Source organism: Lentzea sp. NPDC004782, from assembly GCF_040609115.1.
Classification (GTDB): Bacteria; Actinomycetota; Actinomycetes; order Mycobacteriales; family Pseudonocardiaceae; genus Lentzea.
Window position 1 is genome coordinate 30112 of record NZ_JBEXJN010000055.1, and the last position, 20611, is coordinate 50722.

19 protein-coding genes are annotated in these 20611 nt (G+C 67.8%); 6 read left to right on the forward strand and 13 right to left on the reverse strand.

From position 1 onward, the window contains the following. Nucleotides 1-44: 44 nt before the first annotated feature. Both ABZV40_RS36555 and ABZV40_RS36560 read left to right on the forward strand, forming a co-directional pair. On the forward strand, nt 45-1205 hold the full coding sequence (locus tag ABZV40_RS36555; protein ID WP_355452498.1) for an acyl-CoA dehydrogenase family protein: 1161 nt from the start codon (nt 45-47) through the stop codon (nt 1203-1205). 12 nt (nt 1206-1217) lie between these two features. Next, nucleotides 1218-2111 carry an acyl-CoA dehydrogenase gene (locus tag ABZV40_RS36560; protein WP_355452501.1) on the forward strand — a complete coding sequence of 298 codons (894 nt, stop codon included), beginning with the start codon at nt 1218-1220 and terminating at the stop codon, nt 2109-2111. Between the two features lie 49 nt (nt 2112-2160). On the opposite strand, the gene ABZV40_RS36565 is transcribed toward ABZV40_RS36560, so the two are convergent. The 6 genes from ABZV40_RS36565 to ABZV40_RS36590 all read right to left on the reverse strand — a co-directional run bounded on the left by ABZV40_RS36565 (nt 2161) and on the right by ABZV40_RS36590 (nt 7888). Further along, nucleotides 2161-3084 (reverse strand): helix-turn-helix transcriptional regulator, encoded by a 924-nt coding sequence (locus tag ABZV40_RS36565; protein ID WP_355452504.1) that lies wholly within the window; start codon nt 3082-3084, stop codon nt 2161-2163. Between the two features lie 191 nt (nt 3085-3275). After that, the gene (locus ABZV40_RS36570) at nt 3276-4100 is read right to left on the reverse strand and encodes an aminoglycoside phosphotransferase (protein WP_355452507.1); all 825 of its coding nucleotides are present in this window, start codon (nt 4098-4100) and stop codon (nt 3276-3278) included. A gap of 2 nt (nt 4101-4102) precedes the next feature. Next, nucleotides 4103-4846, reverse strand: coding sequence for an AAA family ATPase (locus tag ABZV40_RS36575; protein WP_355452510.1), 744 nt, complete (start codon nt 4844-4846; stop codon nt 4103-4105). A 19-nt stretch (nt 4847-4865) separates the two neighbouring features. Next, nucleotides 4866-5771, reverse strand: a complete 906-nt coding sequence (locus ABZV40_RS36580) for a radical SAM/SPASM domain-containing protein (RefSeq protein WP_355452513.1) — start codon at nt 5769-5771, stop codon at nt 4866-4868. 193 nt (nt 5772-5964) lie between these two features. Beyond that, complete coding sequence (locus ABZV40_RS36585) at nt 5965-6699, reverse strand: 5-formyltetrahydrofolate cyclo-ligase (RefSeq protein WP_355452516.1); 735 nt, start codon at nt 6697-6699, stop codon at nt 5965-5967. A 13-nt stretch (nt 6700-6712) separates the two neighbouring features. Continuing rightward, nucleotides 6713-7888 carry a helix-turn-helix transcriptional regulator gene (locus ABZV40_RS36590; protein ID WP_355452519.1) on the reverse strand — a complete coding sequence of 392 codons (1176 nt, stop codon included), beginning with the start codon at nt 7886-7888 and terminating at the stop codon, nt 6713-6715. Nucleotides 7889-8155: 267 nt separating this feature from the next. Here ABZV40_RS36590 and ABZV40_RS36595 point away from each other — a divergent pair, with 267 nt between their 5' ends. Both ABZV40_RS36595 and ABZV40_RS36600 read left to right on the forward strand, forming a co-directional pair. Then, nucleotides 8156-8548, forward strand: a complete 393-nt coding sequence (locus ABZV40_RS36595; RefSeq protein ID WP_355452522.1) for a zinc finger protein — start codon at nt 8156-8158, stop codon at nt 8546-8548. Beyond that, nucleotides 8545-9270, forward strand: a complete 726-nt coding sequence (locus tag ABZV40_RS36600; protein ID WP_355452525.1) for a helix-turn-helix transcriptional regulator — start codon at nt 8545-8547, stop codon at nt 9268-9270. The genes ABZV40_RS36595 and ABZV40_RS36600 overlap by 4 nt, the downstream gene beginning before the upstream one ends. Before the next feature lie 193 nt (nt 9271-9463). On the opposite strand, the gene ABZV40_RS36605 is transcribed toward ABZV40_RS36600, so the two are convergent. Together ABZV40_RS36605 and ABZV40_RS36610 are read right to left on the reverse strand one after the other, a co-directional pair. After that, nucleotides 9464-10552 carry a nitronate monooxygenase family protein gene (locus tag ABZV40_RS36605; RefSeq protein ID WP_355452528.1) on the reverse strand — a complete coding sequence of 363 codons (1089 nt, stop codon included), beginning with the start codon at nt 10550-10552 and terminating at the stop codon, nt 9464-9466. Then, entirely contained in the window at nt 10533-12119 is a 1587-nt protein-coding gene (locus tag ABZV40_RS36610) for an acyl-CoA synthetase (RefSeq protein WP_355452531.1), read from the reverse strand. The genes ABZV40_RS36605 and ABZV40_RS36610 overlap by 20 nt, the downstream gene beginning before the upstream one ends. A gap of 73 nt (nt 12120-12192) precedes the next feature. Between ABZV40_RS36610 and ABZV40_RS36615 the strand changes: the two genes are divergently transcribed. After that, nucleotides 12193-12984, forward strand: a complete 792-nt coding sequence (locus ABZV40_RS36615) for a crotonase/enoyl-CoA hydratase family protein (RefSeq protein ID WP_355452534.1) — start codon at nt 12193-12195, stop codon at nt 12982-12984. Between the two features lie 442 nt (nt 12985-13426). Here ABZV40_RS36615 and ABZV40_RS36620 read toward each other — a convergent pair whose 3' ends face one another. Genes ABZV40_RS36620 through ABZV40_RS36640 form a run of 5 tightly spaced genes read right to left on the reverse strand, consistent with a single transcriptional unit; the run spans nt 13427 to nt 19600 of the window. Then, nucleotides 13427-14821 carry an alpha/beta hydrolase gene (locus ABZV40_RS36620; protein ID WP_355452537.1) on the reverse strand — a complete coding sequence of 465 codons (1395 nt, stop codon included), beginning with the start codon at nt 14819-14821 and terminating at the stop codon, nt 13427-13429. A 56-nt stretch (nt 14822-14877) separates the two neighbouring features. Continuing rightward, a complete protein-coding gene (gene kstD, locus ABZV40_RS36625) occupies nt 14878-16587 on the reverse strand; it encodes a 3-oxosteroid 1-dehydrogenase (RefSeq protein ID WP_355452540.1) in 1710 nt (569 codons plus the stop codon). Beyond that, the gene (locus ABZV40_RS36630; RefSeq protein WP_355452543.1) at nt 16584-17039 is read right to left on the reverse strand and encodes a TIGR03618 family F420-dependent PPOX class oxidoreductase; all 456 of its coding nucleotides are present in this window, start codon (nt 17037-17039) and stop codon (nt 16584-16586) included. Before ABZV40_RS36630 ends, kstD begins: the two co-directional genes overlap by 4 nt. Beyond that, nucleotides 17032-18546: an acyl-CoA synthetase gene (locus tag ABZV40_RS36635; protein WP_355452546.1), complete on the reverse strand. Its 1515-nt coding sequence runs from the start codon at nt 18544-18546 to the stop codon at nt 17032-17034. The genes ABZV40_RS36630 and ABZV40_RS36635 overlap by 8 nt, the downstream gene beginning before the upstream one ends. A gap of 25 nt (nt 18547-18571) precedes the next feature. Beyond that, complete coding sequence (locus tag ABZV40_RS36640) at nt 18572-19600, reverse strand: LLM class F420-dependent oxidoreductase (RefSeq protein WP_355452549.1); 1029 nt, start codon at nt 19598-19600, stop codon at nt 18572-18574. A 46-nt stretch (nt 19601-19646) separates the two neighbouring features. Here ABZV40_RS36640 and ABZV40_RS36645 point away from each other — a divergent pair, with 46 nt between their 5' ends. Continuing rightward, on the forward strand, nt 19647-20606 hold the full coding sequence (locus ABZV40_RS36645) for an OB-fold domain-containing protein (protein ID WP_355452552.1): 960 nt from the start codon (nt 19647-19649) through the stop codon (nt 20604-20606). Nucleotides 20607-20611 lie beyond the last annotated feature (5 nt).

The window sequence follows — 20611 nt, forward strand, 5'->3', positions numbered from 1 at the left end:
GCAACCTCCTGACATCAAGTAGAACTTGTTCTAGAGTAGCGGCCATGCGCATCGGTTTCACGCCCGAACAGGAGCAGTTGCGCCAGGAGCTGCGGGCGTACTTCGCCGCGCTCATGACGCCGGAACGCCGGGAGCGACTCGCCGGCAGCAGCGACTACGGCGACGCCGAGGTGTACAAGGACACCGTCCGCCAGATGGGCAAAGACGGATGGCTCACCATCGGCTGGCCAGAGGAGTACGGCGGCCGCGACCGGCCGATGATCGAGCAGTTGATCTTCCTGGACGAGGCCTCCGCCGCCGGCGCACCGGTGCCGTTCCTGACGCTGAACTCGATCGGGCCGACCATCATGGCGTTCGGCACGCCCGAGCAAAAGGCCTTCTACCTCCCGAAAATCGCCTCCGGGGAGATCCACTTCGCGATCGGTTACTCCGAGCCGGAAGCGGGCACCGACCTGGCCGCGCTGCGCACTCGGGCGGTGCGCGACGGGTCCGACTACGTGGTCAACGGCCAGAAGATGTGGACCAGCCTCATCCAGTACGCGGACTACGTGTGGCTGGCGTGCCGCACCGATCAGGAGTCGCAGCGGCACCGGGGTCTGAGCATCATCATCGTGCCGACCACCGCGTCCGGTTTCTCCTGGACGCCGGTGCCGACGATGTCCGGGCCGACCACCAGCGCCACCTTCTACGACAACGTCCGCGTGCCGGCCGCGAACCTGATCGGCGAGGAGCACAAGGGCTGGAAGCTCATCACCAACCAGCTCAACCACGAACGCGTCGCCCTGTGCTCGGCCGCGCCCCTGCAGACGGCGTTGCGCGAGGTTCGACAATGGGCGGAGGAAACCGGTGCGCTGCAACAGGAGTGGGTGCGGTTGCACCTCGCCCGCGTGCACGCGAAGACCGAGTTCCTCAAGCTGATCAACTGGCGGATCGCCTCCGGTGGCGACGAGGCGCCCTCGCCCGCGGAAGCCTCGGCCACCAAGGTGTTCGGCACCGAGTTCGCGACCGAGGGCTACCGGCTGCTGATGGAAGTGCTGGGCGCCAACGGAATCGTCCGCACCGGATCGCCGGGGGCGTTGCTGCACGGCCGGGTGGAGCGCATGCACCGGTCGTCGCTGATCCTGACGTTCGGCGGCGGCACCAACGAGATCCAGCGGGACATCATCGCGCGGGCAGGCCTCGGGCTGCCCGCCGTGCCGCGGTGAGGGAGAGCTGAAGTGGACTTCACGCTGACCGAGACACAACGGGAACTGGCCGCGCTGACCCGCAAGATCCTCGACTCGTCCGACTCGCCGTGGGCCGACCTGGTCAAGTCGGGCGTCGTCCCGGAGGACCCGGCCGAGTTCGGCGTCCTGGAGCACTGCGCGGTCCAGGTCGAGCTGGGCCGTGCCGTCGCGGCCGTCCCGTACCTGCCGACCGTGCTCGCCCAGCAGGCGCTGGCGCAGTTCGACACCCCACAACCCGGAACCGTGCTCTCGGTGGCCCTCGCCGAGGACCAGAACGGCGCGAAGACGACGGTCCCGTTCGCGACGACGGCCTCGGCGTTCCTGGTGGCGCACCACGGCCAGGTCTTCCTCGTCGAGGCCGGCCAGCTCGACGTCACCGCGCAGGAACTGGTCGACGGCACCGAAGCGGGCACGTTCGAGTTCTCCGGCGGCCGGCTGATCGAGGGGCTCACGCCCGAGTGGCTCAGCACGCGCTACACGGTGGGGCTGTGCGCTTTCCAGCTCGGCGTGACCGAACGCGCGTTGGAGCTCACGGCCGAGTACGCGCGCACCCGCGTGCAGTTCGACCGGCCGATCGGCAGCTTCCAGGCCGTGGCGCAACGGCTCGCTGACGCGTACATCGACGTGGCGGCGATCCGGTTGACGCTGTGGCAGGCGGCCTGGCGGCTCTCCGAAGGCCTGGACGCGGACGCCGAGGTGGCGACGGCGAAGTTCTGGGCCGCTGATGCCGGGCACCGTGTGGCGCACACGGCCGTGCACGTTCACGGCGGTACCGGCATCGACATGAGCCACGAGGTGCACCGGTACTTCACGGCGGCGAAGCGGGCCGAGTTCGAGCTGGGCGGGGCGACCGCCCAGCTCCTGAAGCTCAGCGCGGTGCTCTGATCGGCAGCACCAGCGAGCCGCCTGCCGCACTCGAAAGGCAGACAGGCCCTCACAACCTGTGATTGTCAGTAAAGGACACCCCACCAGCCAGTGCACCTGGCAGCAGCCGTGCAGGCCCCGAGAGGTCGGCAGCGGACAACCGCTCGCCAAGCTGACGTAGCACCGTTTTCGACTGTTCGGCGTCCAAGCTCACCCGGTCGAGCGAGTGGACAACCTCCTGGTAGGCCTCGACCGCTGCTTTCTGCTCTTCGATGAGCGTGGAGCTCTGGTGTTCCAGGAAGACCAGCGGCTCGTACGCCGGGAAGGTCAGCCGGGTGAACGCCCCGCTCATGCCCGCGTGCGCACCGACCACTGTCGGCAAGATCCTGATCGTGACGTTCCTGCGGACCGCCATCAGCAACAGGTGATGCACCTGGCCGACGTGAACCTCGTGACCCCCGACCGGCAGCTGCAGCGCCTGCTCGTGGAGGAAGAACGTGCACCGCAGGCCACGGCCGAACAGCAGCTCCTGCAACTCCTGAGCGGCTTTGACACGTCGGTCCATCTCGACGTCCGGCACGTTCGGAGACGCCTCGATCACCGCACGCAGGTACTCCGCCGACTGCAGAAACACTGGAAGCCCATGGGGGTTCCATGTCGTCAAGGTCTTCGCCGCCACAACGTTCTGGATGAGCGTGCGAAGCCGTGCGGGCGCGCACGAGCCGTGCTGCTGCCACCAACCTTGGACGTGCGTCTCGGGCACGAGCTTCAACAGCCGGTCGCGTTCCTCAACGGGCGTGCGGCAGATGCCCAGCAGAAGCGCGAGTTCTGTCCTCGAACATCCAATCTTGCCGTTGAGGAAATCCGACAGCTTCGCTTCCTGCCAGCCGACGAGCTCAGCAACCCGTCGCGCGGTCATGCCGGAGGCGTTGATCGCCGCCCGCACTCCTTCGCCGAACTCGCGGCCGCGAGCCGTGGAGATTCTCTGCGGCATGGGAATTCCTTGCTGTAGCTGGGATCTGTTGTGCCTGGCACAATCAGCCAACTGCCCCAGCACAGTTCAGACCAGCTCATCAATCGCGCAGCGACCTAGCACGAATCACGCAGCTACTACGTCTCGCCTGCGGAGATGCCGCAGCATGCAGAGGTGGCCCGATCGGGTGTTTGCGTCACAGCCAGGACGCTTCACAGAAGCGTTTCGGCGTGGGCAGAGAGCGCCCCAGCGAGGTCTGGGTGATCACCCTTGTCCATCCGGCGGAAGAGCCTGGCGACGACGTAGAGCTGAGCAAGCCGCCCTGACTCACACTCAAGGACATCGGCGAAGATGGAACGGATCCGCTCGACCACTTCCGGCACGAGGAGGCTGTAGCAGAGCAAGGTCGCGGCGTCTGTGCCCGCCAGACCGCGCCCCCACCACTCCCAGTCGAGCAGGCCGAAGCTCGGCCGCATGAGGTTCGCCCAGTGCAGGTCGCCGTGCACGGTTTCCCACTGAGCGACGGCAGGATCCGCGGCGTTCCCGAATCGCTGACGGATCCGGCTGACGACCAACTCCTCGTCGGCATTGACGCGTTCTGTGGGCATGGAGGCCACGGCGTTGACCGTGCGACGGAGTTCGCCCCACCACGCGTCGGGTAGGTCGATTGGCTCGCGGAGCGCGTCAGTCTGAGAGCACGGCGAGCCTGGCAGCAAGGTGAGGACCTCGGCGCGCTGTTGCCGGCTCTCCTCCCACTCGTAGATGTCCAGCACACGCGGTTTGGCCAGGCCGGTAAAGACGTTGGCGTCGAGGTTGCCGGTCCAGAAGTTGCCGCCGATCCACCGTTTGTTCTCGGACACGACCCGCAACCAGAACTGCTCCCCACCGCGGCCGGCGAGCGCGCCGATCGAACGGTCCATCCAGCCGAGCTGGGGCTCGGCGGCGAGTTCGAGCCCGAAGTGCGCCGCGGCTCGCCGCAGGTTCTCGCGCATCCATTCGCGGAACTGGGCGTCGGCGTCGCTGAGGTCTTCGTGCACCGCTACTCCTCGGTGACGTGGCGCAGGTAGGCCTCGGGCGTGGCCATGTACCGGCGCCAGTGGTCGACCAGCGCCAGATCCTCCCACTTGGACCGGCGGAAACCGTGCTCCCCCACTTCGATGATGTCCGCGTCCGGTGTGGACGCCAGGATCGGCGAGTGCGTCGCGCAGATGATCTGCGCACCTGACTTGCCGAGCTCGTACATCAGGTGCATCAACCGCAGACAGGACTGGAACGACAGCGCCGCCTCGGGCTCGTCCATCAGGTAGAAGCCCGGCTCGCGGAACATCGCGGCGAACACGGTGAGGAACCCCTCGCCGTGGCTCATCTCGCTGGTGTCCTCGTCCCAATAGCCGCGCATGCCGCTGACCGCGTTCATGAACCCGAACGCGGTCTCCGCGCGCAGGAAGTAGCCCTTGCGCTTGGTCCGCGGACCGCTCCGGTGCCGGGCACCGGCTGCGGTGGTCTCGAACCGCACCATCTCGCCCAGCGCGGACTTCGGCCGGTCGTTGACGTACTTCCGCCCAGCCCGCCCACCCTGCGCGTCCAGCCCCCACGCCTCGGCGAAGGCCTCCACCAGCGTGGACTTCCCGGAGCCGTTCTCGCCGACCAGGAAGGTCACCGGCCGCTCGAACGTCATCCCCTCGTCCGCCAGCTGGGCGACGCACGGCACGTCAAGCGGCCATGTCCTGCGTGAGCCACGAGGCAGCAGCTCGTCAGGGATGTACGCGCGGCGGGCGAGCATGAGCGAAAGGTTCCCTCGATCAGTCGTAGTCCGGAGCGCAGGCTCCCGTAGGTGTGCAGTTGCCGGCCGGTCGACACGCCGGGCTGCAGCTCGGCCCGCACTGCGGATCACACATCTTGGGCACGCACGGGTTGGCAGGTCGCCGGGCGAACTCCGTCGCGAGCACTGCCGCGGTCTCCGTCATCCTCGATCCCGTCAGGATGTCGGCGAGCGACTCCTCCCGCACGTTGCCCACCGGCAACCACCGGGAGAACACGCACGGCCACACCGACCCGTCCGGTGCGATCGCGACCCTACCGTCACCGCACTGCCCACACAGTTCACCCAGGTCAGGACGCCGGTCCCGGACACCGCGGCCGACCTGCCGCAGACGGTCGACCCGCACCTCGCCCCCGATGTCGAGACCCTTCAACTGGGCCACCGCCTCCTCGACGCGCTGTCCCTCGCCGACATCGATCACGCCTACCCGCACCGGGATCGAGCGTCGGATGGCTTCGACGAGGTTCTGCCTTGTGCGCTCGTAGCTGCGTCGGCCTCGTGTGATCCGCTCATGCTGCTCGACGTCATCGGAGTAGTAGCTGGTGGCGAGCTGAACGCCGGACCGCGAGAAGATCTCCCACAGCCCGGGACGGACGTGCACCAGATTCGTGAACACCTCGACTGCCAGCCCGCGGTCAAGAGCGTGATGGATGAGCCCTGGCAGCGCGTGGTGCAGCGTCGGCTCACCTCCGATGAACTGAACCATCCTCGTGCCGAGATCGGCGAGTTGGTCGATCGACCTCTCCCAGTCCTCGGCCGTCATCGCGCCGTGCGAACCAGCCGGACCGGAGTCGGCATAGCAGTGATCACACCGCAGCTGGCATTTCCCAGTCAATTCAAGCCACGCGAACGTCACCCGCGCCCGCAGGTCGAATTGAGCCCCCACCGTCTTCCCCTCACTTCTCGAACTCCGCCGTACTACCTGCGTAGTTCTTGGAGGCCCTCCAAGCCAGAGAACCTGAACGAGGTTCGCCTGTCTGCCGCTGAAGTCGATCAACCAGCGGATGAGTCATCACCATGACCGCACGGTCTGCGACCAGCTGCGGTCGCGTTGCCCCCTGAGTGAGCCGATCAGGTGATCAGAGATCAGACGCCGGGCGCCGAGCCGCCCGCGTGGCAAGGGCAGGAATGGCGGCGATCTTCGCCGAGTCCAGCTCTGACCACTGGATCCCCGCCGGTCGTCGAGGCGGTCCGCACTCGATAACCTGGGTCGGGGTGACGATCACGTCGACGGAGAAGTCGTGGCTGGTCTCCGGGAGATCGCCATCGACGACCTGGAGGTCGTGGACCGTCGTGACGATCGTCGTCGCCGCACTGATCAGCCCGGCCTCCTGCAGCAAGGCGACTTCGATGTCGGCGTATCCCGCGCCCTTGCCCAGCCTCACACCCCGACGGTTCACCGCGACCGTTCCGCAGACGAGCAGATCGATCTTCGGCATCTCGTCCGTGTCGACGGTCCTCGCGAACAACGCGGCCTTCTTCGGTATCGCCGCTTCCTCAGGCGAAACAGGCAACTTCTCGGGGTCGAGTTCGTAGAACGGCTTCGCGGACGCGATCTTGGGCACCGCCACGTACAGCAGCTTGCCTTGCTGGAGACCGAGCACTCTGACCGGAGCCTGCGGCTTGTCCGGTACCGCCTTCACCACGCGCGCCTGCTTCCAGGCTGGAAGCTCGGCGAGCCTCTGCGCGGCCAGCTCGGCACCCTCGAAGTTCGGGATCGAGCCGTGCACGTCCGGCGGAGCAGCGCGGTGTTCGGCGAGCAGATCCCAGACGCGGTGACGAACCTCGTTCTTGGCCTCGTCCGGATTCGCCACAGGGCAACCCTCTCTACGACGCCGCCATCATGGTGAACAGGCGGTCATACACCTGATCTACCACAGGTTCCTGCCGCCAACGACGGAGTTCCCGCGCCGCGCCGAAGATCACTTTGAGGCCACCGCCGCCCCATGTTGTCTCAACGCAGTCAATCGCGGCGTGCAGCACCGCCGCAGCGTTCTCGAGCTCTCGCTGCTGGATGTGCGCCAAGCTCAAGTTCGCCAGCACGATGCTGCGGGACTTCGAACGAGACGAAGCCTGCGAAGCGACCCGTTCCAGCGTCGCCTGGGCCCGCGCGGCGTCGTTCAGACGCAGATAGCAAGATCCGGCGAGGCGGTCGTACTGCGTCTCCGAGAACATCTCCACGACCGGCTCATCGCCCGATATTCGTCCAAAGTGGTCCAGCGCCCTGCCCAGTGAACGCTCGCAGGCAACACGTTCGCCGATCATCGCGTGGGCCTCGGCTGAATGCAGTTCTGCCAGCCCCGTCAACACCTCACTGTGCCCCCGAGCCACGCCGGCAGCACGCTCGGTCAGGACGAGGCCGTCTGCTGGGTTCTCGGTGCCGTACAGCTCAACGTAGGAGGTTCGCAGGAGTGCGACAGCTTCAAGAACAGGATCGTTGACACTGCGCGCTGCCGCCGCTGCTGCAGTGAAGTGCTCTTTTGCTGTGTCGTGATCACGGCGCTGAGACGCGTCCCAGACGAACTGCCCCATCACGGTGGAGGCTTCTGCTTCCGCCGCGAGCAGATCCCGCTTCACGCGATACTCGCGTGCGTGTTCACGCAGCAGTCGAGTCTGCCCCAGCGCCTGCCCTGCCTCAGCCAGCAACCCGGTTGATCGTTCAGCGTCGTAACGGACGCTCAGCAGTGATACACGCTGACGAAATTCTGCCACCGTGACGAGATCCACCTTCGACGGGTTCGCCAGTGCACGCTCCAAACGATCAGCGTCCACCGTCTCAGCGGCCAGCGTCCCGCTGCACGGCCGCAGGAGATCGATGAGCTCCTGAACAGACAGGCCAAGGACCTTCGCGAGGCGCGGCTGAAGCCAGGCTTCTGGAGTCGACTTGCGCTGTTCCCAGCGACCGACGGTTCCAGGTGTGACTCCGAGGGTCTCGGCCAGGCGCTCCTGCGAATACCCCATTGCCTTGCGGCGGGCGGCCAGCCCTTCCCTCGGCGTAGCCATCGCTCTCCCCTGACGCGAATTCAGCGCATTGTGCCTGCACAGGCTAGCTCGAAACATCTGCCGAACAACCGTTCCACCAAAGAAGACTTTCGTTTCACCCAATTGGGGCATCCCGGCGTTTGCGCAGGCAGGAGCGTCAGCTGACAGATTCTTGCTGGGTCATGGATAGATCCTCGCCCTGGTTCTTCGCCGTCATGTCGATTTCCGTGGATCACTGCCGACATCACGTGCGCTGGTCGCGCACACGTTCACGGAAAGTGATCGAGCATGGCCCGAACCTACAAGTGGCAGCCACATAAGGGAGGGCGCCACGCAATCCCTCAGGCGCTCGCCGTCAACGACGCCGGACACACCCTCTGCGGCATCGAGGTGACGGCGGGTTCTGACAGGTGGCCGGACGAATCCCGCTACTGGCCGACCTGCGACGAATGCGATCTGGCGTGGCGGGATCATGAAGGCCTCCCGCCGTGGCCGCGGAAGGGCAAGAACGTCGCAGCCTTGTCTCCACATAGCCCCGGAGCTTCCGAAACCGACAACCCGGTCGACGTGCTTGCGCTCGTCATCGACACGTTGATCAGTCAGACCGCCCACCAGCAGACGCAGGACGGCGACACGTCGACGCCCCTCAGCATCTCCCAACTTCTGTCAGCTCGGCGATGAAGATCACCGATCGGGTCTCCAAGGACAAGCGCCTCTCCTGGGCCTGCAAAGGCGGCATCGTCCTGGTGGCCTTCCTCGAACGCGTGGAGGTCGAGCACACCGTTGCCCGTCTCGCCGACCTGACCCGCCTCGCTGACATCGACCTGCTCAAGCAACTGCGTCGGTTCACGAAGGTGTGCGTGCTCAGTCGGCGCACGGACGTCGACGCCATCCCCGCCGAGGATCACTTCTGGTTGCTGGCGGAGCACGTCGACCGCGCACGTGCCCTGGTCCAACACGCGGACAACACAGACCTACGGGAGCTGGTGGCCGAGCGCGGACTCGACATCGACCGCGCGTTGGGCGACTTCTCGACCCAGCAGCCGTATGCAGTCGCGTTGGGCCAGGCACTACGCGACGCGCGCATCGCGTTGGGACCGAGTCAGGCCGAGGTCGCGGAGAAGGTGTCGACGGTCTCGAACACAGAGCTGTCGCAGTTCGAGAACGGCCACGCCCTACCGACCTTGATCACGCTCGCCGAGCTCGCGCACCTCTACCAGGTCGACGCCGCGGATCTGATCATCCAGGCCGCGTGCCGCTCGAAGCCCGACAAGCAGGTGCTGGCGTTGCGAGTTGCCGAACCGGCGTTCCGCGCCGTGCTCACGCACAAGTTCGCGGAAAGCCGCGTCCGAGAACTCACTCGGAAGAAGCCGATGCGCTCGAAGCCCACCACATTTCGGTGATCCAGAACCTTCTATCAGACCTTTGGTTTCCAGCCAGTTGCAGAGGCGAAGATGAGAAGTGGCGACCTCGTCCTGGTTGATGTGCCGGCAAGTTCGCACCTGTTTCCGAATCACTCCAAGAACCTGGCAACCGAACACATGTCAACAGAACGGTCAGCTCGCGGGAACAAACCACCGTCGGGCGGTCCGCGTTTCAGCGCAGCTTGGTGAGCCTTTCGAGGGTCTCGTCGAACTCCCGCAGCAGGTCCGCCATCACCTCGGCGACCGGACGCACCTGGTTCATCCGCCCGACGACCTGCCCGACCGGCATCGACACCACGGACGGGTCGTCGGACCGGGCGATCCGCAGGTGCGCCTCGCTGACCAGCAGGTTCTGCAGCGGCATCGGCAGCGGTTCCGGCGCGTCGTCGGACGTCCAGGCCTCGGTCCACCGCGTCTTCAGCAGCCGTGCCGGCTTGCCCGTGTAGATCCGGGTGCGCACGGTGTCGCTGGACCCGGCGGCGAGCAACGCCTGCTGGGTGCTGGAGTTGCCCAGGGCGTACTCGGCGGCGGTGAGCCAGTACGAACCCATCCACACGCCCGAGGCGCCCAGCGCCAGCGCCGCCGCGGCCTGGCGTCCCGAACCGATGCCGCCCGCGGCGAGCACCGGCACGTCCACCGCGTCGGCGATCTCCGGGACCAGCACCATCGTGGCGACCTCGCCGGTGTGGCCGCCGGCCTCGTAGCCCTGCGCCACCACGATGTCGACGCCGTTGGCCACGTGGCGGCGGGCGTGCTCGGCCTTGCCCGCGAGGGCGGCGACCGGCACTCCGGCCGCGTGTGCCCGTTCGATGACATCGGCGGGTGGTGAGCCCAGTGCGTTGGCGATCAGGCGGATCGGGTGTTCCAGCGCCACGTCGACGTGCGAGCGCGCCACGGAGTGCAGCCACCCCAGGACACCCTCGCCACCTTCGCCGTCCGGCAGTGGCGGCACGCCGAGCTCCAGCAGGGTCTGCTGGACGAAGTCCTTGTGGCCCTGAGGGATGAGCGCGGACAGGTCGAGCTGGGTGCCCTCGGTCGGCACCTTGGCGGGCATGACGATGTCGACGCCGTACGGCTTGCCGTCGGTGTTCTCGTCCATCCACGTCAACGCGCGGTCGAGGTCCTCCGCGTCGTTGAACCGCACGCATCCCAGGACACCGAACCCGCCCGCCCGGCTGATCGCCGCCGCCACGTGCTCGGACGGGGTGAAGCCGAAGATCGGGTGCTCGATGCCGAACTGGTCACACAGGCTGGTGCGCATGATCCTCCACGTGGCGCTTCGCCCACTGGTAGTCGGGTTTTCCACTCGGCGTCCGGCCGATCTCGTCGACCAGCCAGAGCGACCGCGGCACCTTGTAGCCGGCGAGCGCCTGCCGCACGTGGGCGTCCAGTTCGGACAGTGTCGGCGTGGCGCCGTCACGCGGCCGCACGATCGCGCCGACGCGTTGCCCCAGCAGGTCGTCGGGAATGCCGATCACGAGGGCGTCGAACACGTCCGGGTGCGACTTCAGCACGCCCTCGACCTCCTCCGGGAACACCTTCTCGCCACCGGTGTTCACGCAGGTGTTGCCGCGGCCGAGCAACGTGATGTCGCCGTCCTCCTCGAAGCGCGCGTAGTCGCCGGGCACGGTGAAGCGCCTGCCGTCGACCTCGACGAACATCCGCGCGGTCTTCTCCGGGTCCTTGTAGTAGCCGAGCGGGATGTGGCCGCCGCGCGCGAGCTTGCCGATGACGCCCGGCACGGGTTCGAGCTTGTTGCCGTCGTCGTCGATGACGATGGTGTCCTCGTTGAGCTTCACCTTGGTGCCGTCGGTCTGCACGATCTCCTTGGGCACCGCGCCGATGCCGGTGGACCCGGTCTCGCTCGACCCGATCGACTCCAGCAGCGTCGTGTGCGGCAGGAGCTCCTGGTACTTCTTCTTCACCGGGTAGGAGAACAGCGCGGCACTGCTGTTGATGACGAACAGCGACGAGCCGTCGTACTGGCCGCGCTCGAACTCCTCGATCAACGGGCGGCCCATCGCGTCGCCGGTGATCGCCGCGACCTGGACCTTCTCCCGCTCGATCGCCCGCCAGATCTCGGCCGGGTCGAACTTCGGCACGAGCACCACGGTGCTGCCGCAGAACAACGCGCCGAGCACGGCCCACTGCGCGGCGCCGTGGATCAGCGGCGGCAGGCAGAGCCGGACCAGGCCGTAGTCCTTGCCCGACCTCGCCTGCTGCCACTCGTCGGTGAGCCGTTCGCCGGTCACGAAGTCGATGCCGCCGCCGAGCGTGCGCCACACGTCCTCGTGCCGCCACATCACGCCCTTGGGCATGCCGGTCGTGCCGCCGGTGAACAGGATGTAGAGGTCGTCCGGGCTGCGCGGCCCGAAGTCGCGGTCGCCCGACTCCCCGGCGAGAGCCGTCTCGTACTCGGTACCGGTGAACTCCTCGTCGGACTCGTCGTCGATCACGACGGTGTGCCCGGGAACGCCGACCTCCGCGACCAACGGCGAGTACCGCCGTTCGTGTACGAGAGCGACCAGGTCCGCTTCGCCGAACAAGTACTGCAACTCGTTCTTGGTGTAGCGGTAGTTGACGTTGATGGCCACCGCGCGCAGCTTGTACACGGCGAGCATCGCCTCGACGAGCTCGATCGAGTTGCGTGCGTACAGCCCGACGTGCGCACCCGCTGTCACGCCGTTCTTTGCCAGGTGGTGAGCCAGTTTGTTGGCTCGGGACTCCAGTTCGGCGTAGGTGACCCGGCGGTCGCCGCACACGATGGCGGTCCGGTCGGGCACGGTGTCTGCGGCGTGTTCAACGAGGTCTGCGACGTTGAGGGCCATGCAAGGAAAGTAGAACGTGTTACTGTTTTGGACAATCCCCCGTGCGGTCAATCTCGATCCAGGAGGCGCTGGAATGACGACCACGACGGAACCGCACGCGTTGGTGGACCTGGTCGGCAACGTTCTCGTCGTCACGATGAACCGGCCAGAGGTCCGCAACGCGTTGTCCGGACCCATGATGGCGATCATGCGCGAGGCCTGGGACCGCGTGGACAACGACCCGGACGTGCGCGTTTGCATCCTGACCGGCGCCGGCGGCTCGTTCTGCGCGGGCGCCGACCTGAAGGCGATGACGGCCAACCACCCCAGCGAGTCCGACGGCAAGTTCGACTTCTCCGTCATCGAACCGCTGCTCAAAGGTCGTCGATTGACGAAACCGCTCATCGCCGCGGTGGAGGGACCCGCGGTCGCCGGCGGCACGGAAATCCTTCAGGCGACCGACATCCGCGTGGCCGGCGAGAGCGCGCGGTTCGGCGTCTCCGAGGCGCGGTGGGGGCTGTTCCCGCTCGGCGGGTCGGCGGTGCGGCTGCCGCGCCAGATCCCCTACACGGTCGCGGCGGACCTGCTGCTGACCGGACGGCACATCAGAGCCGCCGAGGCCAAGGAGATCGGCCTGATCGGACACGTGGTCCCGGACGGGCAGGCGCTCGACAAGGCGATGGAGCTGGCCGAGCTGATCACCGCCAACGGGCCGCTGGCGGTGCGGGCGATCCTGCGGACCATGCGGGAGACCGAGGCCATGCACGAGAACGAGGCGTTCACTGTGGACGCTCGGCTCGGCATGGAGGTGTTCCGCAGCGAGGACGCGAAAGAAGGCCCGCGTGCCTTCGCCGAGAAGCGCAAGCCGGAGTTCAAGGGCCGCTGAAACACCTTCTCGCACACCTTCAGGGAAGCCGGACGACCTGAGCGACGTAGCCGAGGCCGAGAGCCGGCGGGATCGACGCGGAGCTCGGGTTGGATGCCCGCCGCGTGGTACGAGTCACGAGTGTGGAGCGGCTCGATCCGTGGGAGCGATCCCATCGAGAATTCCGGACGTGTCCGCAGGTGTTGATCTTCATGAAGGGACCCTTCCTGAACCTGGGGTGGATGAAGGAGCCCTTCATAAAGATCAACTGGAGTCTGCGGGGCGATCACCACCGGCCGACGCCTTCGGTGGCTCGGCTCACGTGGTGGCCGACGCCACCAAGACCGTACGGGTTTCGCTCTGCCCCAGCAGACAGCACGTCACCGGGGCCTCCGGTGAGACAGCTCCCGCTCGGCTTCGCGGCGAAGGACTGCTTTCGCGCCTTCGCCGCGAAACGCGAGCCTCAGGGCGAGACGGCCGGACAGCTGCCGGCAGGCACCTTCAGGTCGAGCAGATAGGCGTCGACGCCACCGCGCGTGCAGTCGCTGCGCGGGTAGGTGATGTGGCCCCAGCCCTCGTAGGTCAGCAACGCGGTGTTGCGCGGCGCCATCCGGTGGATGTTCGCCGCCCATTCGTACGGGGTGGTGGGATCGTGCTTCGCGTTGATCACCAGGATCTTCGGCGCGTCCGGGATGTTCAGGCGATGCGGAGGGTTCGCGGGCGCTCCGGGAACGCCGGCGCACGCGACCGCCTCGTCGTGGCCGAGGGGACTGCCGTGCATGATCGACGACAGGCGGAGCTCCTCGGCGCGCATCCGCGAGTACTCCTGGAAGTTCTTGATGCGCAAGGAGAAGTCCTGACAGACGGACGTCAACCGGACCGACTCGTAGTTCGGCGTGAAGTCCAGGGTCGCCGCCGCCCTGGCGGTGGTGCCGGCACCGGCGATGAGGCGCGCGGACCAGTTCCAGTCCGGGTCGCGCAACGACAGGTACATCGAGTAGATCAGCCGTTCCCTGCCGAGCGGTTCGCCGTCGGCGCGGACGAGCGCGGCCTCCCAGGCCTGGTAGACGTCCTGTCCGTGCAGTGAGCAGGATTCCGTGCGATCGCACCACTTGACGAACTCGGCGAACGAGTCGTCGGAGGCCACGGCCCGGTCACCCACGAAACGGCTGGCGTCCGCGCTGTGGTCGACGACGCTGTCGAGCACCATCGCGCGCAGGTGGCCGCCGAACTTCTCGGCGTACAGCTGGCCGAACACGGTGCCGTAGGACAGGCCGAAGTAGCTGATCTTCCGTTCGCCCAGCGCCCGCCGCACCGCGTCCATGTCCTGCGTCACGGTGGCGCTGTCCGCGTGGTCGAAGATCGGCCCGCTGCGCGCACGGCACTTCTCGAGCACACCTCGGTTGAAGCTCAGCAGCGTGTCGAAGGCCGCGGCGTCGGCGGGGTAGCTCGACGGCGGGTTGGTCATGAGGTCGGCACAGCGGATCGGCAGGCTGTTCCCGGTGCCCCGCGAGTCGAGGCCGACGATGTCGAACCGTGTCCGGATCTCCGGGCTGAACAGGCGGGACAGGGCGAACGCCGCCGCCGAGCCGCCGGGACCACCGGGGTCGACCATCAGCACGCCCACCCGGCGCGCCGGGTCGGACGCCCTGTGCCGGGCCACGGCGACGTCGATGCGCGGGCCCCGCGGTTTGCTCCAGTCCAGCGGCACGTTCAGGGTGCCGCAATCACCTTCGGGATTGTCCTCGCACGGTGCCCATGCGATGGACCGGGCGGGTTCGGCGTCGGCCGGACCCGCCCAGCTCACCAGCATCGCGGCGGCCACGAGGGTGGCCAGTGCTCGTCTCGTCGAGCGCAAGGTGTCTCCAGTTCTGGGTGTGGGAACGTTCCCCTACCCGTACTGACGCACCCTGATCAGATGTCGTTGCCTGCGACGTAGCCGAACGTCATGGCGGGGCCGATCGTCGACCCGGCCCCGGCGTAGCTGTGCCCCATCACGGCCGAGCTCACGTTGCCCGCCGCGTACAGGCCGGGAATCACCGAACCGTCCGGGCGCAGGACCCGCGCACGGGCGTCGGTGACCATGCCGCCCTTGGTGCCGAGGTCGCCCGGCACGATCTTGAACGCGTAGTACGGCGCCACCCAGAGCGGGGCGAGGCACGAGTTCGGGAAGACCGCCGGGTCGGTGTAGTAGTGGTCGTAGGCGCTGTCGCCGCGCTTGAAGTCCGTGTCCCTGCCCGAGAGCGCCTGGTTGTTGAACCGGCTGACGGTGGCCTTCAACGCGGCCGCCGGCACGCCGATCGCCGACGCCAGACCGTCGAGCGACCAGTTCTTCACGACCGCGCCCGACTGGTACCACGCGTCCGGCAGCGGCAGGGCGGGCGCCACGTCGGAGAACAGGTACCGGTTGCGGTAGTTCTGGTCGACGATCAGCCACGCCGGGATGCACGGGTTCGCGGGGTTCTTGTCGTACATGACGTGCACGACGTCGCTGTAGGGCGCGGCCTCGTTGACGAACCGCTGACCCGCCGCGTTGATCATCAGGCCGCCGGGCAGCGTGCGTTCGGCCAGGCAGAAGTACGGTGAGCCCGGGGTCGGGATGACCGGCCCCCACCAGGCGTCGTCCATCAGGTCGAGGGCGGCACCCACGCGCAGGCCCGCGCGGTGGCCGTCGCCGGTGTTCTCCTTCGCGCCGACCGTCCATTGTGTACCGATCGGCTGGCGCTGGTACTGCGCGCGCATTTCCGCGTTGTGCTCGAAGCCGCCGGAGCCCATGATCACGCCGCGGCGCGCCCGGACGAGACCGCGTGACGTCAGCACGCCCTTCACCGCGCCGTTCTCCACGTGCAGGTCTTCCAGGCCGGTGTTCAGCCACACCGGCACGTTCGCCTGCATCAGGCCCGCGCGCAGACCACCGGCGAGCGCCTGGCCCATCGTCAACGGCTTCTGCCCCGCGAGCGCGGCCGCCGTTCCCCGTGCCAGGGCGGCCGCGGCCGTCGCGGCGCCCTTCGCGTTGACCAGGGCGAGGGCGAGCCACTTGTAGTCGGCGCCGTAGATGACCATGCCCGCGGGCACGGCGAGGTAGGGCGGGTTGAGGTTCGCGAGCTCGGCTCCGAGGATCCGGCCGTCGAGCACCTCCGGCTCGATCGAGCGGCCTCTCGCGATGCCGCCGGGGTACTCGGGGTAGTAGTCGCTGTAGCCGTCCATGTACCGGAAGTTCAGCGGGCTGTTCCGCATGACGAACGAGATCATCTGCGGCCCGTGGGTCAGATACGCCTGCTGCCGCGACACCGGGATGTCACCGACGACGGCCGCGAGGTACTGCCGCGCCTTCTCCGGCGTGTCCGGCACACCGGCGGCGAGGATGATCTCGTTGTTGGGGATCCAGATGCCGGCACCGGACCGCGCGGCCGAGCCGCCGAACGTGGGTGCCTTCTCCAGCACGACGCAGCTCAGGCCGCGTTTGGCCGCGGTGAGCGCGGCGGTCATGCCGGCCGCACCGGCGCCGACCACGACGACGTCGAACTCACCGAGCGGGTCCGCACTCGCCGGCGACGTTCTGACCAGGCCGGAAGCCAGTGCGAGACCGGCTCCGGCGATCACCTGACGGCGGTTCAGGGTCATGGGGTCACTCCCGACATCAGCTTCCGGTGGTCCCAGCTGGCCGTCCTGGTGGGACGGAAGATCACGGCGACGCGCCGGGACATGGCCTTCTTCACGGCCTCCCGTGCTTCGTCGTTGTCGCCGACCTCGCCGAAGTTGCGCGCCACCACGGCGTCGACGACCCGGCCCAGGTCCGGCGTGAACTCGGCGACGCCCTCCATGTGGACGCCGCGCAGCTGGTCGTACGTCTCCCCCGCCTCCGCGAGCACGCTGCAGCGCGGGTCGCGCCGGAGGTTCACGATCTTCTGCGACTTGCGGTCCGTGCAGAACACGATCTCGCCGTCCAGCACCGCGAACCACATCGGGACGAGGTGCGGCAGGCCGTTCCGGCCGATGGTGGCCACGATCAACGTCTTCTGCTCACCCAGGAAGGCCTCGACCTCGGCGGGCGTCATCCTGATGAGATCACGCACGGTCCCTCAGCTTTCGCTTGTACAGCTTGCCGTTCGGATCACGCGGCAGCTCGGGGAGGTACTCGATCGTGCGCGGCAGCTTGAACTTCGCGAGCCTCGTGCCGGCGAACGCGAGCAGCTCCTCGGTCAGAGCGTCGTCCGGCTCGACGCCGTCGGCGGGCTGAACGACCGCCTTGATCTCCTCGCCCCAGTCCGGATGCGGCACGCCGAACACCGCCACGTCCGCGACCTTGGGGTGGCACACGAGCTCTCCCTCGATCTCCGCCGGGTAGATGTTCACGCCACCGGAGATGATCATGTCGTTCTTCCGGTCGCACAGGAACAGGTAGCCGTCCTCGTCGAGATAGCCGATGTCCTGCAACGTGAAGAGCTTGCCGACGCGCGCGGCCTTCGTCTTCTCGGTGTCCTTGTGGTACTCGAACGTGGAGTCACCCATCCGCATGTAGACCAGGCCGCGTTCGCCCGCCGGCAGCTCGTTGCCGTCCTCGTCCAGGATCTTGATCTCCGACGTCGGCCAGGGCAGGCCGACGGATCCGGGTTTGCGCAGCCACTCCTGCGCGGAGATCGCGGTGCCGCCGCCCTCGGTCGCCGCGTAGTACTCGATCACGACCGGTCCCCACCAGTCGAGCATCCGGCGCTTGACCTCCAGCGGGCACGGTGCCGCGCCGTGGATCATCGCGCGCAACGACGACAGGTCGTACTTGTTCCGGACGTCGTCCGGCAGCGCGAGCAGGCGGTGGAACTGGGTCGGCACCATGTGGCTGTGGGTGACCTTGTACCGCTCGATCAGCCGCAGCATCTCCTCCGGCGACCAGTGGTCCATCAGCACCGCGGTGTGGCCGAGCTGGATGGAGATGACGACGAAGTTGAGCACCGCCGTGTGGTAGAGCGGCGACCCGCACAGGTGCACGTGCCCGTCATGCGGCTTGATCCCGAAGATGCCGAAGAACCAAGGGGCTGACGCGGGAACCACGTCCGGATCCGCGCCGGTCAGCGGCCTGCGCACGCCCTTCGGCCGGCCGGTGGTGCCCGAGGTGTAGAGCATCGGCGAGCCGGCCGTGCGGACGTCCGGCCTGCCTTGCTCGCCTTTGCCGAGCGTGCTCAGCTGTTCGAAACCGGCGATGTCCCCGACGGCGAACCGGGCGTTCGCGGGCAGGCTCGCGGCGGCCTCCGTCGCGGCCTGCGCGAACCGCTCGTGCCCCACGAAGGCCTTGGCACCGCTGTCCCGCACGAGGTACGCGACCTCGGTGCCGGTCAGGTGCCAGTTGGCCATCACGACGTAGAGGCCGGTCTGGTAGGCGGCGAAGTACACCGCCACCAGTTCGGCGCTGTTGGGCAGCATCAGCACGATGCTGTCGCCGGGTGCCAGCCCCAGTGCCTGGAACCCGCGCCCGTACCTGTCGGCCTCCGCCGCGAGCTCGGAGTAGGTGATCTCGCGACCGCTCGGATCGACCAGCGCGGTCAGGTCCGGGCGGTCGGCGGCGATGTTCCAGAGTCCAGTGACCACCCGCTCAAAGTAGAACGCGTTTCACCTACTGACAAGCCTCCGCGACGGCCTTGATCGAGGCAACGTCGCGGCATCCGACGAGCAGCATGGTGACGCCGGCCTTCTCCCACCGCCGCACCTCGTCGCGGACGTGCTCGGCCGTGCCGACGATGGTGATCTCGGCGACCAGCTCGTCCGGAACCACCTGTGCCGCCTCGTCTTTGCGCCCTGACTGGAACAACCTGCCGATGTCCTTCACCGCTTCGCCGTATCCCATGCGGGTGAAGACCTCGGCGTGGAAGTTCATGCCGGGCGCACCCATTCCGCCGATGTACAAAGCGACGAAGGGCTTGAGCATGGCCCGCACGCCCACCGGATCGTCCGTCACGACGACCTGACAAGTCGCCGCGACCTCGAAGTTCTCCCTGCTCCGGCCGGATTTCGCGAACCCGTCGGCCAGCCACTCGTCGTACATCCCGGCGAGCCTGGGCGCGTAGTAGATCGCGAGCCAGCCGTCGGCGATCTCCGAGGTCAGCGCGACGTTCTTCGGGCCTTCCGCGCCGAGCCAGATCGGCAGGTCGGCGCGCAGCGGGTGGGTGATGGGCTTGAGCGGCTTGCCCAGCCCGAGCGCGCCCGGCCCCTGGTACGGCAACGGGTAGTGCGGACCGTCGTTGGTGACCGGCGCCTCGCGAGCCAGCACCTGCCGCAGGATCGAGACGTATTCCCTGGTCCTGGCAAGGGGTTTGGCGAACGGCAGGCCGTACCAGCCCTCCACCACCTGCGGTCCGGACACGCCCAGACCGAGCACGAAACGCCCGCCGGACAGGTGGTCGAGGGTGAGTGCGTGCATGGCGCACGCGGCCGGTGTACGGGCCGACATCTGCACGACGGACGTGCCCAGCCGGACCCGTCGTGTCCCGGATCCCCACCACGCCAACGGGGTGAAGGCGTCCGAGCCCCACGCCTCGGCCGCGAACACCGCGTCGAAGCCGGATTCTTCCGCCGCCGCCACGAGTTCGGCGGCGTTCGAGGGTGGCGCGGCACCCCAGTACCCGAGCTGCAGACCGAGCTTCATGGCACCCATCTTGCCACCATTTCGAGAACCTGTTTCACTTTGATCTGTGACTCGGCCACCCGAGATAAAGCCGCTCAGCGCTCCGCTCGACGTGGGCTTCGACTACACGCGCTCGCTCGGCCCGACACTGGGCCGGTTCCTCACGGATCTGCGCCGCCGCAAGGTGACCGGGATCCGCGGTTCCGACGGCCGCGTGCACGTGCCGCCGCTCGAGTACGACCCGGTGACGGCGCAGAGGTTGACGGACTTCGTCGACGTGGCGTCGACCGGTGTGGTGCGCGGGTGGTCGTGGATCCCCGAACCCCTGGAAGGCCAGCCGCTGGACCGCCCGTTCGCGTGGGCGCTGATCCAGCTCGACGGCGCGGACACCTCGCTGCTGCACGCCGTGGACGCGGGCTCACCGGACCGGATGTCGACCGGCGCGCGCGTACGGGTGCGCTGGCGTGACGACCGCGTCGGCGCGATCACCGACATCGAGTGCTTCGAGCTCTCCGACGAACCTGCCGCCGGCCCGGTCGAGGCCGACGAGGTCACGATGGTGACGACGCCCGTGCACCTGCACTACACGCATTCCGCGTCGCCGACCGAGGACCCGTTCCTGCGCGGCCTGATGGAGGGGCGGCTGATCGCCCAGCGGTGCCCGGCGTGCTCGAAGGTCTACTTCCCGCCGCGGCCCGCCTGCCCGACCGACGGCGTGCCGACCACCGACCAGGTCGAGCTGCCCGACCGCGGCACCGTCACGACGTTCTGCGTGGTCAACGTGCCGTTCCTCGGCCAGCGCATCCCACCGCCGTACGTCTCGGCCTACGTGCTGCTGGACGGCGCGGACATCGCGTTCCTGCACCTGCTGCTCGGCGTCGCGCCCGAGGACGTGCGGATGGGCATGCGCGTGGAGGCGGTGTGGAAGCCGCGCGAGGAGTGGGGCCCGACCATGCAGAACATCGACCACTTCAAACCCTCCGGCGAGCCGGACGCGCCGTTCGACTCCTACTCCCAGCACCTGTGAGGCTC

Coding starts and splice junctions, on each gene's coding strand:
- ABZV40_RS36565 (WP_355452504.1), bottom strand. CDS start 3,084: ATGCCGCAGAGAATCTCCACGGCTCGCGGCCGCGAGTTCGGCGAAGGA.
- ABZV40_RS36590 (WP_355452519.1), bottom strand. CDS start 7,888: ATGGCTACGCCGAGGGAAGGGCTGGCCGCCCGCCGCAAGGCAATGGGG.
- kstD (WP_355452540.1), bottom strand. CDS start 16,587: ATGACCCTGAACCGCCGTCAGGTGATCGCCGGAGCCGGTCTCGCACTG.
- ABZV40_RS36615 (WP_355452534.1), top strand. CDS start 12,193: ATGACGACCACGACGGAACCGCACGCGTTGGTGGACCTGGTCGGCAAC.
- ABZV40_RS36555 (WP_355452498.1), top strand. CDS start 45: ATGCGCATCGGTTTCACGCCCGAACAGGAGCAGTTGCGCCAGGAGCTG.
- ABZV40_RS36575 (WP_355452510.1), bottom strand. CDS start 4,846: ATGCTCGCCCGCCGCGCGTACATCCCTGACGAGCTGCTGCCTCGTGGC.
- ABZV40_RS36640 (WP_355452549.1), bottom strand. CDS start 19,600: ATGAAGCTCGGTCTGCAGCTCGGGTACTGGGGTGCCGCGCCACCCTCG.
- ABZV40_RS36600 (WP_355452525.1), top strand. CDS start 8,545: ATGAAGATCACCGATCGGGTCTCCAAGGACAAGCGCCTCTCCTGGGCC.
- ABZV40_RS36605 (WP_355452528.1), bottom strand. CDS start 10,552: ATGCGCACCAGCCTGTGTGACCAGTTCGGCATCGAGCACCCGATCTTC.
- ABZV40_RS36610 (WP_355452531.1), bottom strand. CDS start 12,119: ATGGCCCTCAACGTCGCAGACCTCGTTGAACACGCCGCAGACACCGTG.
- ABZV40_RS36595 (WP_355452522.1), top strand. CDS start 8,156: ATGGCCCGAACCTACAAGTGGCAGCCACATAAGGGAGGGCGCCACGCA.